The organism is Acinetobacter sp. 22323 (assembly GCF_052044895.1).
Classification (GTDB): Bacteria; Pseudomonadota; Gammaproteobacteria; order Pseudomonadales; family Moraxellaceae; genus Acinetobacter; species Acinetobacter schindleri.
In genome coordinates, this window is record NZ_JBQEOL010000012.1 from 1 (window position 1) to 15,773 (window position 15,773).

Annotated in this window: 13 protein-coding genes and 1 tRNA gene; 13 read left to right on the forward strand and 1 reads right to left on the reverse strand. The window is 44.5% G+C overall.

Features of this window, described 5'->3' with window-relative positions; translation table 11 throughout:
- The 13 genes from tuf to ACTJIX_RS09455 form a co-directional block, all read left to right on the forward strand.
- Positions 1–1,173 (forward strand): elongation factor Tu (tuf, locus tag ACTJIX_RS09395; RefSeq protein WP_048881335.1); only part of this gene is annotated, 1,173 nt, incomplete at its 5' end.
- A gap of 49 nt (positions 1,174–1,222) precedes the next feature.
- A tRNA-Trp gene (locus ACTJIX_RS09400) sits at positions 1,223–1,298 on the forward strand.
- Positions 1,299–1,376: 78 nt separating this feature from the next.
- Positions 1,377–1,817, forward strand: a complete 441-nt coding sequence (gene secE / locus ACTJIX_RS09405; protein ID WP_440611379.1) for a preprotein translocase subunit SecE — start codon at positions 1,377–1,379, stop codon at positions 1,815–1,817.
- A 7-nt stretch (positions 1,818–1,824) separates the two neighbouring features.
- A complete protein-coding gene (gene nusG / locus ACTJIX_RS09410; protein WP_004813568.1) occupies positions 1,825–2,358 on the forward strand; it encodes a transcription termination/antitermination protein NusG in 534 nt (177 codons plus the stop codon).
- A 118-nt stretch (positions 2,359–2,476) separates the two neighbouring features.
- On the forward strand, positions 2,477–2,905 hold the full coding sequence (gene rplK / locus ACTJIX_RS09415; protein ID WP_004813566.1) for a 50S ribosomal protein L11: 429 nt from the start codon (positions 2,477–2,479) through the stop codon (positions 2,903–2,905).
- A 3-nt stretch (positions 2,906–2,908) separates the two neighbouring features.
- Positions 2,909–3,604 carry a 50S ribosomal protein L1 gene (gene rplA / locus ACTJIX_RS09420; RefSeq protein WP_004813564.1) on the forward strand — a complete coding sequence of 232 codons (696 nt, stop codon included), beginning with the start codon at positions 2,909–2,911 and terminating at the stop codon, positions 3,602–3,604.
- A 298-nt stretch (positions 3,605–3,902) separates the two neighbouring features.
- Positions 3,903–4,409: a 50S ribosomal protein L10 gene (rplJ, locus tag ACTJIX_RS09425; protein ID WP_004813562.1), complete on the forward strand. Its 507-nt coding sequence runs from the start codon at positions 3,903–3,905 to the stop codon at positions 4,407–4,409.
- Positions 4,410–4,457: 48 nt separating this feature from the next.
- The gene (rplL, locus tag ACTJIX_RS09430; protein ID WP_004813560.1) at positions 4,458–4,826 is read left to right on the forward strand and encodes a 50S ribosomal protein L7/L12; all 369 of its coding nucleotides are present in this window, start codon (positions 4,458–4,460) and stop codon (positions 4,824–4,826) included.
- A gap of 310 nt (positions 4,827–5,136) precedes the next feature.
- Positions 5,137–9,225: a DNA-directed RNA polymerase subunit beta gene (gene rpoB / locus ACTJIX_RS09435; protein ID WP_440611380.1), complete on the forward strand. Its 4,089-nt coding sequence runs from the start codon at positions 5,137–5,139 to the stop codon at positions 9,223–9,225.
- Positions 9,226–9,383: 158 nt separating this feature from the next.
- On the forward strand, positions 9,384–13,583 hold the full coding sequence (gene rpoC, locus ACTJIX_RS09440) for a DNA-directed RNA polymerase subunit beta' (RefSeq protein ID WP_004890573.1): 4,200 nt from the start codon (positions 9,384–9,386) through the stop codon (positions 13,581–13,583).
- A gap of 153 nt (positions 13,584–13,736) precedes the next feature.
- Positions 13,737–13,952, forward strand: coding sequence for a hypothetical protein (locus ACTJIX_RS09445; protein WP_163168786.1), 216 nt, complete (start codon positions 13,737–13,739; stop codon positions 13,950–13,952).
- A gap of 122 nt (positions 13,953–14,074) precedes the next feature.
- Positions 14,075–14,617: a hypothetical protein gene (locus ACTJIX_RS09450; protein ID WP_406612527.1), complete on the forward strand. Its 543-nt coding sequence runs from the start codon at positions 14,075–14,077 to the stop codon at positions 14,615–14,617.
- A gap of 140 nt (positions 14,618–14,757) precedes the next feature.
- Positions 14,758–15,114: a hypothetical protein gene (locus ACTJIX_RS09455; protein ID WP_004813553.1), complete on the forward strand. Its 357-nt coding sequence runs from the start codon at positions 14,758–14,760 to the stop codon at positions 15,112–15,114.
- 69 nt (positions 15,115–15,183) lie between these two features.
- Here ACTJIX_RS09455 and ACTJIX_RS09460 read toward each other — a convergent pair whose 3' ends face one another.
- Positions 15,184–15,675: a DUF4442 domain-containing protein gene (locus ACTJIX_RS09460; protein WP_216073839.1), complete on the reverse strand. Its 492-nt coding sequence runs from the start codon at positions 15,673–15,675 to the stop codon at positions 15,184–15,186.
- Positions 15,676–15,773 lie beyond the last annotated feature (98 nt).

The window sequence follows — 15,773 nt, forward strand, 5'->3', positions numbered from 1 at the left end:
GAACGTAATAAGCCACACGTTAACGTGGGCACAATTGGTCACGTTGACCATGGTAAAACAACTTTAACAGCTGCGATTGCAACTGTATGTGCGAAGAAATTCGGTGGTGAAGCGAAAGACTACGCTGCAATTGACTCTGCACCAGAAGAAAAAGCACGTGGTATTACCATTAACACTTCTCACGTAGAATACGATTCTCCAACTCGTCACTACGCTCACGTAGACTGCCCGGGCCACGCCGATTATGTTAAAAACATGATTACTGGTGCTGCTCAGATGGACGGCGCGATCCTTGTATGTGCTGCGACTGATGGTCCAATGCCACAAACTCGTGAACACATCCTTCTTTCTCGTCAGGTAGGTGTACCTTACATCGTTGTATTCTTGAACAAATGCGACCTTGTAGACGACGAAGAGCTTCTTGAGCTAGTTGAAATGGAAGTTCGTGAACTTCTTTCTACTTACGACTTCCCAGGTGATGACACTCCAGTTATCCGTGGTTCAGCTCTTCTTGCGCTTAACGGCGACGCTGGTCAATATGGTGAAGCTGCAGTTGAAGCTCTTGTTGAAGCGCTTGACTCTTACATCCCAGAACCAGAACGTGCAATCGACCAGGCATTCTTGATGCCAATCGAAGACGTATTCTCAATCTCAGGTCGTGGTACAGTAGTAACTGGCCGTGTTGAGACTGGTATTGTTAAAGTTGGTGAGTCAGTTGAAATCGTTGGTATCCGTGATACACAAACAACAACTGTAACTGGCGTTGAAATGTTCCGTAAACTTCTTGACGAAGGTCGTGCGGGCGAGAACTGTGGTGTTCTTCTTCGTGGTACTAAGCGTGAAGACGTACAACGTGGTCAAGTACTTGCTAAACCAGGTACAATCAAGCCGCACACTAAATTCGACGCAGAAGTATACGTACTTTCTAAAGAAGAAGGTGGTCGTCATACTCCATTCCTTAACGGTTACCGTCCACAGTTCTACTTCCGTACAACTGACGTAACTGGTGCGATCGCGCTTAAAGAAGGCGTTGAGATGGTTATGCCTGGTGACAACGTTGAGATGTCAGTAGAGCTGATCCACCCAATCGCAATGGACGCAGGCCTTCGCTTCGCGATCCGTGAAGGTGGTCGTACAGTGGGTGCTGGTGTAGTATCTCGCGTTACTGCATAATGTAGTATAAGATATTGACTGGAGCCCCGGCTCCAGTCTGTCTTTTTGAAGGTCAGTAGTTCAATTGGTAGAGCGTCGGTCTCCAAAACCGAATGTTGGGGGTTCGAGTCCCTCCTGACCTGCCATCATTTTTTCTTAAAAGACGCTTGATGTCGGCAAATCTGGTCATATAATAAGTCGCGAAACCTACGACGAGTACAAAAATGTCGAATGATAAATCACGTGACGCAATGAGCGGCGCGGCAATTCCCCAAAGAAATAATCCTGCTGTAGATGTAAAAACTGGTTCTCCATTGGACATTGTTCTATGGGTTATCGCCTTGATTTTATTGGTGGGTGCAATGATGGTAAATGAATATTTACCAGCGTACTGGGCACCAGCGAATGATATTTGGGTTCGTGTTGGGGTGATTTTGGCTTGTATCGTGGGCGCTTTAGGTTTATTATACGCCACCCATCAAGGCAAAGGCTTTGTTCGACTGCTGAAAGACGCACGAATTGAGCTCCGTCGAGTGACCTGGCCTACCAAACAAGAGACAGTGACCACCTCATGGCATGTTCTTGTTGTTGTTGTCATTGCAGCCGTTGTTTTATGGTGTTTTGACTACGTATTAGGCTGGTTAATGAAGTTTATTATCGGGTAAGAGAGCTATGAAACGTTGGTACATTATTCATGCCTATTCTGGTTATGAAAAACAAGTGATGCGTTCGCTTAATGATCGAATCCAGCGTAGCGCTGTTGCCGATAGCTTTGGTGAAGTCCTGGTCCCTACTGAAGAAGTAGTGGAAATGAAGGATGGCAAGAAACGTAAATCAGAGCGTAAGTTCTTCCCAGGCTATGTATTAGTCGAAATGGAAATGAACGATGAAACCTGGCACATTGTTAAAGAATGTCCAAAAGTATTAGGTTTCATTGGTGGTACGGCAGAAAAGCCGGCACCAATTACGCAAAAAGAAGCTGATGCGATTCTTGCGCGTGTACGCAATACTGGTGAAGCACCTCGTCCTAAGACGATGTTTGAACCAGGCGAAGAATTACTCGTGATTGACGGTCCATTCACAGACTTTAAAGGTGTGGTGGAAGAGGTTCAGTACGAAAAGTCACGCTTAACGCTGACAATCAATGTATTTAACCGACCAACTCAGGTTGAATTGGAATTTCGCCAAGTCGAAAAAACAATCTAATCGGTATTGGTTGAAAACGCCCGATTTGTTAAAGGATCGGGCATTGTTGTTGTAACGGTTATCGTTACGTAGAATCATTGGGGAGCCTAGCGGCGTTTGCACCCAGAGGTAATTTGAAATGGCTAAGAAGATTGACGGCTATATCAAGCTGCAAGTTCCAGCTGGTAAAGCGAATCCATCTCCACCGATTGGTCCTGCACTGGGTCAACGTGGTGTTAACATCATGGCATTCTGTAAAGAATTCAACGCTGCTACTCAAAAGCTTGAAGCTGGTCTGCCAATCCCAGTCGTGATCACTGTGTACAACGACAAGTCGTTCACTTTCATCATGAAAACTCCACCTGCTGCGATTCTTCTTAAGAAAGCTGCTGGTATCCAGAAGGGTTCAGCTGTACCTAACAAAACTAAAGTTGGTAAGTTGACTCGTGCTCAGTTAGAAGAAATTGCGACTACTAAAGAACCAGATCTTACTGGTGCTGATTTAGACGCACGTGTTCGTACCATTGCTGGTTCTGCACGTTCTATGGGCTTGGAAGTGGAGCTATAAGACATGGCAAAGTTAACTAAACGTCAAAAAGCCATTGCTGCTGCTATTGAAGCGCAAAAAGTTTACACTTTAGAAGAAGCTGTAGAAGTTCTTACTAACCTTCCAGCTGCGAAATTCAAAGAATCTTTGGATATCGCTGTTAATCTAGGTGTTGACCCTCGTAAATCTGATCAGGTTGTTCGTGGCGCGACTACTCTTCCTGCAGGTACTGGTAAAACTGTACGTGTAGCTGTATTCGCTCAAGGCGCTGCTGCAGAAGCTGCTAAAGCTGAAGGCGCAGACGTTGTTGGTTTCGACGATCTTGCTGAAAGCATCCAAGCGGGTAACCTTGATTTCGACGTAGTTATTGCTGCTCCAGATGCAATGCGCGTTGTAGGTAAACTTGGTACGATTCTTGGTCCACGTGGCTTAATGCCAAACCCTAAAGTGGGTACTGTAACTCCTGACGTTGCTACTGCAGTTAAAAATGCAAAAGCTGGTCAAGCACGTTACCGTGTAGATAAAGCGGGTATCATCCACGCTGCGATCGGTCAAGTAGGTTTCTCTGCTGAAGCTGTTCGTCAAAACGTTGAAGCTCTTGTAGCTGACCTTAAGAAAGCAAAACCTGCTACTTCTAAAGGTATTTACATCCAGAAGATCACTCTAAGCTCTACTATGGGTCCTGGTCTGATCGTTGATGTTCAAAACGTTTCTAAATAAGTTTTAAACTTATACAGAATTTTAAAGCCCTGAGTGAAAATCAAAGCGCTGCTTTGATTTTCACGCAAGAAACGCTCCGTCTCTTGTGAACTTAGGCAGACTTTGAATTGATAAATGAGAATTTATCAGCGTCAAAGACCTCAGGCGAGGGGAGTTTTATGCTCTTCTCTTAATAGTCCAGCCTGCGTAGACGCGGTGGTGTGATTTGTTCATCCTCCGCGTGTAGGTCCAGTGATGGACTTGCGAATTGGGAGTGTACTTCTTTGAAGTACATAAATCACCGTTAGGAGGTTTTACAATGGCTCTTCTTATTGAAGGCAAAAAACAGATCGTAGCTGAAGTAGCTGAAGTTGCTTCTACTGCATTTGCCGCTGTTGTTGCTGACTACCAAGGTTTAACAGTTGAGCAATTAACTGCTCTACGTGTTGAAGCTCGTAAACTAGGTGTTCACACACGTATCGTGCGTAACACTTTGGCTAAACGTGCTCTTCAAGATACTCAATTCAATATCTTGAACGACAACCTTGTTGGCCCAACAATCTTAGCTTTCTCGACTTCTGAAGACGACATGGGTGCAGCTGCACGCTTGTTCGAAGAATTCGCAAAAACTAACAAAGCATTTGAACTTAAAGCTGCTGCATTTGATGGCAAGGTTTATCAAGGTGCTGAAGTTAGCGTGATCGCGAATCTTCCGAACCAAGAAAAAGCGCTTACTATGCTTGCAAACGTTCTTCAAGCTCCTATTTCGAAATTGGGTCGCCTTATTACTGCGCTCAAAGAGAAAAACGAGTCAGAAGCTGCTTAAGCTTAAATTTATTTCCACACCATTCAATTTCCATTTGGAGTTATTCTCATGGCTTTAACTAACGAAGAAATCCTAAACGCAGTTGCAGAAAAAACTGTTCTTGAACTTGTTGAACTAATCTCTGCTTTCGAAGAGAAATTCAACGTATCTGCTGCTGCTGTAGCTGTTGCTGCTGCTCCAGGCGCTGCTGCTGCTGCTGAAGAACAATCAGAATTCAACGTTGAGTTGACTTCTTTCGGTGCGAACAAAGTTGCTGTAATTAAAGCAGTTCGTGAAGCTACTGGCCTTGGCTTGAAAGAAGCTAAAGACATGGTTGAAGGCGCACCTGCTGTTCTTAAAGAAGGCGTTTCTAAAGAAGAAGGCGAAGAGCTTAAGAAGAAACTTGAAGAAGCTGGTGCTACAGTTACTCTTAAGTAATTTCTTAAAGGAGTCGGTTTTTTTATAATCGGCTCCAAAAATTGGCTGATGGCTCTTGGGTCATCAGCCTTTTTGCGTTACAATAATCGGCTCGATTTTTGTTTGCATGATAGAAATTCATACAAATTTAAAAAACAAACATAATTGATCAAATGCTTACCAATATTTTTGCAGTAAAAAATATTGTTAAGCGTTTTAATACCACTAAAAATTGCAGCATTTGTAAAGAGTGGTGGCCATATCGGCCAGCGTAATTCCTTCTGAGCCCGTTCTGCAGGCGGGCTTAGTTTACACTTTCCGAGGACTCCAGATGGCATACTCATATACCGAAAAGAAACGGATCCGTAAGAATTTTGGTAAATTGCCTAGCGTTATGGATGCTCCGTACTTGCTCTCGATTCAAGTCGACTCGTACAGAACATTCTTACAAGATGGCAAATCACCAAAAAACCGCGAAGATATCGGTCTCCAAGCCGCATTTCGTTCAGTTTTTCCTATTGAAAGTTATTCTGGCAATGCTGCTTTAGAATTTGTTGAGTATAGTCTTGGTAAGCCTGAGTTTGATGTACGCGAATGTATTCTTCGTGGCTCAACTTATGCAGCACCAATGCGTGTGAAGATTCGTTTGATCCTGAAAGATCGTGAAACGAAATCGATCAAAGACGTACGTGAACAAGAAGTCTATATGGGCGAAATGCCATTGATGACGGATAACGGTACTTTCGTAATTAACGGTACCGAGCGTGTAATCGTATCTCAATTACACCGTTCACCAGGCGTATTCTTTGACCACGATAAAGGTAAAACTCACTCAAGTGGTAAAGTCCTTTATTCTGCGCGTATCATTCCTTACCGTGGTTCATGGTTAGACTTTGAATTCGATGCCAAAGACCTAGTCTATGTACGTATTGACCGTCGTCGTAAATTGCTTGCGACTGTGGTACTTCGTGCGTTGGGTTATAACAACGAACAAATTCTGAACATGTTCTATGAGAAAGTGCCTGTATATCTTGATATGGGTAGCTATCAGATTGACCTTGTTCCAGAACGCCTGCGCGGCGAAATGGCACAATTTGATATTGCTGACAAAGACGGCAAGATCATTGTTGAGCAAGGTAAACGTATTAACGCACGTCACGTACGTCAAATGGAAGCTTCAGGTCTTGAAAAACTTGCAGTGCCTGATGAATACCTGTACGAACGTATCACTGCTGAAGACATCCAGTTAAAAGATGGCGATGTGATCGCGGCCAATACTGTATTAAGTCATGAAATCATGGTGAAAATTGCAGAAGGCGGCGTGAAGCAGTTCAACTTACTGTTCACAAATGATATCGACCGTGGTTCATTCATCGCGGATACATTACGTGCCGATACGACGACAGGTCGTGAAGAAGCACTAGTAGAAATCTACAAAGTAATGCGTCCAGGCGAGCCACCAACAAAAGAAGCTGCTGAAAACCTGTTCAACAACCTGTTCTTCTCTTCTGAGCGTTATGACTTGTCGCCAGTCGGCCGTATGAAGTTCAACCGTCGTTTGGGTCGTCCTTACGAAGTGGGTACAGACCAGAAGTCACGTGAAGTTGAAGGTATCCTCTCGAACGACGATATCACTGATGTATTGAAAACATTAGTTGAAATTCGTAACGGTAAGGGTGAAGTCGATGATATCGACCACTTGGGTAACCGTCGTGTTCGTTCAGTTGGTGAAATGACTGAAAACCAATTCCGTGTCGGTCTGGTTCGTGTAGAGCGTGCGGTTAAAGAACGTCTATCACAGGCTGAAACTGATAACCTGTCTCCGCAAGATTTAATCAATGCGAAGCCAGTGGCTGCTGCAATCAAGGAATTCTTTGGTTCAAGCCAGTTATCTCAGTTCATGGACCAAAACAACCCATTGTCTGAAATCACTCACAAGCGTCGTGTATCAGCGCTTGGGCCTGGTGGTTTGACGCGTGAACGTGCTGGCTTCGAAGTACGTGACGTACATCAAACTCACTACGGTCGTGTTTGTCCAATTGAAACGCCTGAAGGTCCAAACATTGGTTTGATCAACTCGCTTTCTGTATATGCAAAATGTAACAACTTTGGTTTCTTAGAAACGCCTTACCGTAAAGTTGTTGATGGTCGTGTAACGGATGAAGTTGAATACCTGTCTGCAATCGAAGAAGTAGGTACTGTTATCGCACAGGCCGACTCTGCAATCGATAAAGATGGCAACCTGACTGAAGAATTCGTATCTGTACGTCACCAAGGTGAATTCGTACGTATTCCACCAGAAAAAGTGACGCATATGGATGTATCTGCTCAGCAGGTGGTATCTGTAGCTGCATCACTGATTCCGTTCCTTGAACACGATGATGCGAACCGTGCATTGATGGGTTCAAACATGCAACGTCAGGCAGTTCCTACGTTAATTGCTGACAAGCCACTGGTTGGTACCGGTATGGAAGCGAACGTAGCACATGACTCTGGTGTATGTGTGATCGCGAAACGTGGTGGCCGTATTGAATATGTAGACGCTTCTCGTGTCGTGATTCGTGTCAACGAAGACGAAATGGTTGCGGGCGAAGCAGGTGTAGATATCTACAACCTGATCAAATACACACGTTCTAACCAGAACACTTGTATCAACCAGAAAGTTCTTGTGAACATGGGCGATAAAGTGGGTCGCGGTGACGTTCTTGCTGATGGTCCATCGACTGATGGCGGTGAACTGGCACTGGGTCAAAACATGCGCGTAGCATTCATGACCTGGAACGGTTACAACTATGAAGACTCGATCTTGTTATCTGAGCGTGTACTTCAGGAAGACCGTTTAACGTCTATCCACATCCAGGAACTTTCATGTGTTGCACGTGATACTAAACTGGGTGCTGAAGAAATTACTGCCGATATCCCGAACGTGGGTGAAGCTGCACTTTCTAAACTGGATGAGTCTGGTATCGTTTATATCGGTGCTGAAGTGACTGCTGGTGACATCCTGGTAGGTAAAGTAACACCTAAAGGTGAAACTCAGTTAACACCTGAAGAAAAACTGCTTCGCGCAATTTTCGGTGAAAAAGCAGCTGACGTAAAGGACTCTTCTTTACGTGTTCCATCGGGTACTAAAGGTACCGTGATTGACGTTCAAGTGTTTACACGTGATGGTCTTGAGAAAGACGAACGTGCTCAAGCAATTGAAAAAGCTCAGCTTGATGCTTACCGTAAAGACTTGAAAGAAGAATACAAAATCTTCGAAGAAGCAGCACGTGAACGTATTATTCGTCTGTTGAAAGGTCAGGAATCTAACGGTGGTGGCACAACTAAACGCGGTGACAAACTGTCTGAAGATGTTCTGTCTGGTTTAGAGCTTGTTGATCTGTTAGACATCCAACCAGTAGATGAAGCAATTGCTGAGCGTTTAACTCAAATTCAAGTTTTCTTGAAAGAGAAGAGCCTTGAAATTGATGAAAAGTTTGCTGAGAAGAAACGCAAATTATCTACAGGCGATGAACTTACAACTGGCGTACTGAAAGTTGTTAAGGTTTATCTAGCGGTTAAACGTCGTATCCAGCCTGGTGATAAGATGGCGGGTCGTCACGGTAACAAGGGTGTTGTATCTAACATCTTGCCGGTAGAAGACATGCCACACGATGCTAACGGTGTACCAGTTGATATCGTTCTTAACCCGCTAGGCGTACCGTCACGTATGAACGTGGGTCAGATTCTTGAAACTCACCTGGGTATGGCCGCCAAAGGTCTTGGCGACAAAATCGACAAGATGCTTCAAGAGCAACGTACGGTACTTGAGCTTCGTGAATTCTTAGACAAGATTTACAACAAAGTTGGTGGCGAGCAAGAAGATCTTGATAGCCTGACTGATGAGGAAATCTTGGCATTGTCTGGTAACCTGCGTAAAGGTGTTCCTTTGGCAACTCCAGTATTCGACGGTGCTGAAGAATCGCAAATCAAAGAATTGTTAGAGCTTGGTGGCATTTCACGTACTGGTCAAACAGTATTGTATGATGGCCGTACTGGTGAACGTTTCGACCGTCCGGTAACTGTAGGTTACATGTACATGCTGAAACTGAACCACTTGGTTGACGACAAGATGCATGCGCGTTCTACTGGTTCTTACTCTCTGGTAACGCAACAACCGCTTGGTGGTAAAGCACAATTCGGTGGTCAGCGTTTCGGTGAGATGGAAGTCTGGGCACTGGAAGCTTACGGCGCAGCATACACGCTTCAAGAGATGCTGACTGTGAAATCGGATGACGTTGAAGGTCGTACCCGTATCTATAAGAATATTGTAGATGGTAACCATTACATGGACCCAGGTATGCCTGAATCGTTCAACGTATTGACCAAAGAGATCCGTTCTTTAGGTATCAACATTGAACTGAAAAATGGTGACTAAGAAATCTCCCCCGACCCCTCTTTGAGAAAGAAGGGAGAAGTCCCCCCTTTTTTAAAGGGGGATTTAGGGGGATTCTTAAAATTCCCAAATTTCAGTAAAAAACAATATTTGTGACCCAGTTGTTGAGTGAAAATCTCCACAACACACGGAGAAAAAAATTGAAAGACTTGCTCGATATCATGCGCAAAAAGACGGATTCAGACGGTCATGCTCCAGTAGAGTTTGATCGCATCCGTATTGGTCTTGCGTCACCAGAAATGATTAAGTCGTGGTCTCATGGTGAAGTTAAAAAGCCTGAAACCATCAACTACCGTACGTTCAAGCCAGAACGTGATGGTCTATTTTGTGCCAAAATCTTTGGTCCAGTAAAAGATTACGAATGCTTGTGTGGTAAATACAAGCGTATGAAATACAAAGGCGTCATTTGTGAAAAATGTGGCGTTGAAGTAACAACTGCGAAAGTTCGTCGTGAGCGTATGGGTCACATCGAGCTGGCATCTCCAGTTGCACACATCTGGTTCCTGAAATCACTACCTAGCCGTATCGGTCTTTTATTAGACATGACGCTACGTGATATCGAACGCGTATTGTATTTCGAATCTTATGTCGTTACCGATCCTGGTATGACTCCGTTCGAGAAATACCAGCTTCTAAACGATGAAGAATACTTCAATGCCTTAGAAGAACACGGTGACGAATTCACAGCGAAAATGGGCGCGGAAGCAGTTCAGGACTTGTTGAAAGACATCGATCTTGAAGCCGAAATTTCTCGCCTGCGTGAAGAGATTCCTGTAACAACTTCTGAAACTAAGTTGAAAAAAGCGTCTAAGCGTTTGAAACTTATGGAAGCGTTCAAAGAATCGAATAACAAGCCAGAATGGATGGTAATGAACGTACTTCCAGTACTTCCACCAGATCTTCGCCCGCTTGTGCCACTTGAAGGTGGTCGTTTCGCGACTTCTGATTTGAACGACCTTTACCGTCGTGTGATCAACCGTAACAACCGTTTGAAGCGTCTTCTTGACCTTGCAGCGCCAGACATTATCGTACGTAACGAAAAACGTATGCTTCAAGAGTCTGTGGATGCATTGTTAGACAACGGTCGTCGTGGTCGTGCAATTACCGGTTCGAACAAGCGTCCTCTTAAATCTTTGGCAGACATGATCAAAGGTAAACAGGGTCGTTTCCGTCAAAACTTACTTGGTAAGCGTGTTGACTACTCGGGTCGTTCGGTAATTACTGTAGGTCCAAACCTACGTCTTCACCAATGTGGTCTTCCGAAGAAAATGGCACTTGAGTTATTCAAGCCGTTTATCTTTGCGAAACTACAAGCCTCTGGTCAAGCGACTACCATTAAAGCTGCGAAGAAAATGGTTGAGCGCGAAACTCCAGAAGTTTGGGACGTACTTGCATCTGTGATCCGTCAGCATCCAGTCATGTTGAACCGTGCGCCAACACTTCACCGTCTAGGTCTTCAAGCATTTGAACCTATTCTGATTGAAGGTAAAGCGATCCGTCTTCACCCGTTAGTTTGTGCGGCATTTAACGCCGACTTCGACGGTGACCAAATGGCGGTACACGTACCATTAACACTTGAAGCTCAGTTAGAAGCTCGTGCGTTAATGATGTCAACCAACAACATCTTGTCTCCAGCGAATGGTGAACCAATCATCGTACCGTCTCAGGACGTTGTGTTGGGCTTGTATTACATCACACGTGATGCAATCAATGCCAAAGGTGAAGGCATGGTGTTCGCGGATACTCACGAAGTAAACCGTGCACTTGCAACTGGTCAGGTTGATCTACATGCTCGCGTGAAAGCACGTGTACACCAAACTGTGATTGATGAAGATGGCAACCGTCGTCAAGAAACTATCATTGTTGATACAACCCCTGGTCGTTGTCTGCTTTGGGAAGTTGTTCCTGAAGGGATGGACTTCCAGCAAATTAACGTTGAGATGACCAAAAAGAACATCTCGAAGTTAATCAACTCTTGCTACCGTAAACTGGGTCTGAAAGATACTGTTATCTTCGCTGACCAGTTGATGTATTTGGGCTTCCGTCAAGCGACTCGCTCAGGTGTATCGGTTGGTATGGAAGACATGCTGATTCCACCAAACAAACAGGCAATTATTGGTAAAGCGGAAGCTGAAGTTCGTGAAATCGAACAACAGTTCGAACAAGGTTTCGTAACTGCCGGCGAACGTTATAACAAAGTTGTCGATATCTGGGCACGTACCAACGACCAGGTAGCGAAAGCGATGATGGACAACTTGTCTTACACGACTGTTAAGAACAAACAGGGTGAAGATGAGAAACAGAAATCATTCAACAGCATCTACATGATGTCTGACTCCGGTGCCCGTGGTTCCGCAGCTCAGATTCGTCAGTTGGCTGGTATGCGTGGTCTGATGGCGAAACCGGATGGCTCGATCATTGAAACGCCAATTAAAGCGAACTTCCGTGAAGGTCTGACAGTACTTCAGTACTTCATTTCAACACACGGTGCGCGTAAAGGTTTGGCCGATACAGCACTGAAAACAGCGAACTCTGGTTACCTGACTCGTCGTCTGGTAGATGTTGCGCAAGACTTGGTCATCACTGAGCCAGATTGTGGTACTTATGACGGTCTTGTAATGACGCCGTTCATTCAAGGCGGTGACGTGATCGAGAACCTGGGTACTCGAGTACTGGGTCGTGTCGTTGCTGAAGACGTTAAGAAAGTGGGTACAGACGAAGTTCTTCTTCCTCGTAACACGTTAATTGACGAGAAACTGGCTACGTTTATTGAAAACGCGGGTATTGACGAAATCAAAGTACGTTCAGTTGTAAACTGTGCCTCTACTTTCGGTGTATGTGCGAAATGTTACGGTCGTGACTTGGCACGTGGTCATCAAGTGAACCCTGGTGAATCTGTGGGTGTAATGGCTGCTCAATCAATTGGTGAGCCAGGTACACAGTTAACCATGCGTACGTTCCACGTGGGTGGTGCTGCGAGCCGAACTTCTGCTGCAAACAGCGTACAAGTTCGTAACAAAGGTACTGTACGTTTCCACAATGTGAAAACTGTACAACACGCAAAAGGTCACTTGGTATCAACTTCACGTTCAGGTGAAATCGGTATTGCAGATGATCTAGGTCGTGAGCGTGAACGTTACAAGATCCCTTACGGTGCGTCTATTCTGCTGAAAGATGGCGAATCTGTAGAGGCTGGCGGTATCGTGGCGACTTGGGATCCGCATACACATCCACTGGTAACAGAAGTAGCTGGTAAAGTTCGCTTCAGCCAGATTGCTGATGGTGTAACTGCAACATCGAAAACTGATGATGCAACTGGTATGACGACTGTTGAGATCTTGCCTGTTACAGCGCGTCCTGCTTCTGGTAAAGATTTACGTCCTGCTGTTGTGCTTGACACAGTAGATGGTGGCGAACAGTTCTACTTCCTGCCGCAAAACACAATTCTTTCTGTCCGTGATGGCGAAACAATTGGTGTGGGTGATGTAATCGGTCGTGTACCACAAGAATCTTCACGTACGCGTGATATTACCGGTGGTCTGCCGCGTGTAGCTGACTTGTTTGAAGCACGTAAGCCTAAAGAGCATGCGATCCTTGCAGAAGTTTCTGGTATCGTAAGCTTCGGTAAAGAGACCAAAGGTAAGAACCGTCTGGTAATTACTCCGGATGATGGTTCAGAGATCTACGAAGAACTGATTCCGAAATGGCGTACCATCAACGTGTTCGAAGGCGAACATGTGAACCGTGGTGAAACTATTTCTGATGGTCCACAGAACCCGCATGACATCTTACGTCTGAAAGGTGAAGTGGCGTTGACCAATTACATCGTGAATGAAGTTCAGGACGTTTACCGTCTGCAAGGTGTAAAAATCAACGATAAGCACATCGAAGTGATCGTACGTCAAATGTTGCGTAAAGTTGAAATCACTGATGGTGGTGATTCTAGCTTCATTAAAGGAGAACAGGTGGATTACATCCGCGTTGCTCAAGAGAACCAAGCATTGCTTGCTCAGAACAAGTTCCCTGCGAAGTTTGAACGTCAATTGATGGGTATTACCAAAGCGTCACTTTCTACTGATTCGTTCATCTCTGCTGCATCGTTCCAGGAAACAACTCGTGTGTTAACTGAAGCGGCTGTAACAGGTAAAGAAGATGATCTACGCGGTCTGAAAGAAAACGTAGTTGTAGGTCGTCTGATCCCGGCGGGTACAGGTCTGGCTTACCACTTGGAGCGTCGTCGTCAAGAAGCAGAAGCTGCAGAATTTGAACTGCACAATGACTTCTCTGATGTAGACCAAGCGCTTAGCCAAGCATTTAATGATGAGTTTAACGGTCTGTAATCAGACACTTTAAATCAGAAAAAGCCACCTTGGGGTGGCTTTTTTTATTGCTGGATGTTGTCAAGTCAGCGACTTTAAACAATGATTTGAAATCAGACCCTAAAATATGCCAGTATTTCTGAGGAAAACATAAACTTAAATGGGAACAATAAGATGAAAAATTTAGCAATCTCAGTTGTACTACTGCTAGCATTCGGTTTGACAGCGTGTTCTAAAGATCAAGCAGAAAATACAGCACCTGGCGACACTACAGCCGCGGATGAAACTGAAGTTGTAGATCAAGCAGCTGCAAATGAAGAAGCTCAACCTTTGGATGCGGCACCATTAGAAACAGATGACGTTGCAACATCAGAAGCTGTTACTCAATAAAGTAAAACAAGCTTTACATCTATTTAGGCACTGATCATTGCTACTTATTAATCCATACCGATGATCTGTAGTACAAGCGCCGCTTGTTAAGCTCGGTGCTTATTTTTTATTGAGAGGGAAAAATGCGTTCTATAAGTAAAAAATTAGCGGTTACCACATTATTCGTAGTCTCAACTGTTTCATTTGCAGCGCCCATGCCCAATACTATTATGGTTGAAGATAAAGCTGTGGTTCCTGTACTAAAAACTGAAGTGCTGCGTCGGGTAGAAGGACAGCAACCTGTACGTCATGTTGAAGCCACGATTTTGGAAATCACCAATAAAGGCAAGGATATTGTTGCTAAAGAAGTGGTATTTGATGACACTCTGGGACAGTTCTCGGATAAAAAACTGTCAATTCCAGTAATTCAAAAGGGGGGTGTGATTGTTCCTACCTCTAAAATTGAATTGGATACGACATTGAAGCAGGACGGTGAAATCATCCAGCAAACCAGAAGCATTGATGCTGAAGGTATCGAGTTTAAAAAAGATCAGGCTGAACCTGTAAAACGTACTCTACAATTGCAGCAACATACTGGTACGGATAAAACCGAGGTAACGCATACCGTGATAACTGAAGATGGTGCAACCTCTCGTGATTTGCTCATGGTAGATACTGCGGAATAAAATTAAAAGATCCAATTTCATGTGCTATTTACAAAATAGCGTAGGGGAGTTTCAAGATTTAACATCTTGTTATAAATCGCTCCTTAAATTCCGGTTACTCTTAACTCATAAGACAGAGGAATCGAACAGGGAGCTGGATCATGAAAAAGTTAATTGGCGTAGTGGCTGCGGTGACAGTTTCAACCTTTATGTTAGCAGGTTGTGAAAATATGTCTGCCCGTGACCAACGTGTAGGTGCTGCAGCACTTGGTGGCGCAGTTGGTGGTGGTGTGGGTAATAGTGTCGGCGGCGGCTGGGGTTCTGCTATTGGTGGTGGTGCTGGTGCCGCTGTCGGAAGTAAGACTCAAGGCGGCTCTAACCGCAATGCAACCTACAGTGGTGTAGGCGGCGCTGTGGGCTCAGCCGTTGGTAAGAGTATTTTTGGTGGTAACGCTGGTGCAGCAATCGGTGGTGCGATCGGCGGTGGTGCAGGCGCGGCGATTGAGCAACGACGTTAATCACAGCCCTATCTGGTATTAATAAATAAAAGCGCCTGTACAGGCGCTTTTATTTTGTTGATCTAATTTCTATTTATCTTGAAAGAGAGTCTTAGGTTTTTTACGACGGATATATACGGTCTTTTTTACTTCTGCAATACGCACACCTGAATCATCATAAATATCGATCTGATAGTTACGATAGACAGGAGCATGATCAGCCGCAAGATTCATAATAGTTTTCACTTCTTCAGCATCAATGCGTATGTCTGCATACACGGTTCCGCGGCCTGGAGAGAGAAATTGAATGGTCGCTTCTTTATCCCAGACAATATATTTTGGTCCCAGATGATGCATCAGGAGCAGCATATAAAAGGGATCGACCATGGAATACAGGCTACCCCCAAAATGTACGCCGACAATATTCTGGTTTTTACGAGTCAGTGGCATTTTCACGCGAATATGATAATTGGCATAATCCAGTTCATCAATTTCGATACCCGCTCCACGATAGGGTGCATAACGGTTTAAGATAAATTTAGTGACCAAAGGCAGGCTTTGAATTTTACGTAATAGGCTCATACTGACATTCTTTTTTCTTGTATAGCTATGCATACTAGAACAACAAAATTGTGATGGCATTGATAAATCATGCCGAGTTATAAAATAAACGGTCAATA

Excerpts from the sequence above, each read along its gene's own strand:
- secE (WP_440611379.1), top strand. The coding sequence starts at position 1,377 with ATGTCGAATGATAAATCACGTGACGCAATGAGCGGCGCGGCAATTCCC.
- nusG (WP_004813568.1), top strand. The coding sequence starts at position 1,825 with ATGAAACGTTGGTACATTATTCATGCCTATTCTGGTTATGAAAAACAA.
- rplK (WP_004813566.1), top strand. The coding sequence starts at position 2,477 with ATGGCTAAGAAGATTGACGGCTATATCAAGCTGCAAGTTCCAGCTGGT.
- rplA (WP_004813564.1), top strand. The coding sequence starts at position 2,909 with ATGGCAAAGTTAACTAAACGTCAAAAAGCCATTGCTGCTGCTATTGAA.
- rplJ (WP_004813562.1), top strand. The coding sequence starts at position 3,903 with ATGGCTCTTCTTATTGAAGGCAAAAAACAGATCGTAGCTGAAGTAGCT.
- rplL (WP_004813560.1), top strand. The coding sequence starts at position 4,458 with ATGGCTTTAACTAACGAAGAAATCCTAAACGCAGTTGCAGAAAAAACT.
- rpoB (WP_440611380.1), top strand. The coding sequence starts at position 5,137 with ATGGCATACTCATATACCGAAAAGAAACGGATCCGTAAGAATTTTGGT.
- ACTJIX_RS09445 (WP_163168786.1), top strand. The coding sequence starts at position 13,737 with ATGAAAAATTTAGCAATCTCAGTTGTACTACTGCTAGCATTCGGTTTG.
- ACTJIX_RS09450 (WP_406612527.1), top strand. The coding sequence starts at position 14,075 with ATGCGTTCTATAAGTAAAAAATTAGCGGTTACCACATTATTCGTAGTC.
- ACTJIX_RS09455 (WP_004813553.1), top strand. The coding sequence starts at position 14,758 with ATGAAAAAGTTAATTGGCGTAGTGGCTGCGGTGACAGTTTCAACCTTT.
- ACTJIX_RS09460 (WP_216073839.1), bottom strand. The coding sequence starts at position 15,675 with ATGAGCCTATTACGTAAAATTCAAAGCCTGCCTTTGGTCACTAAATTT.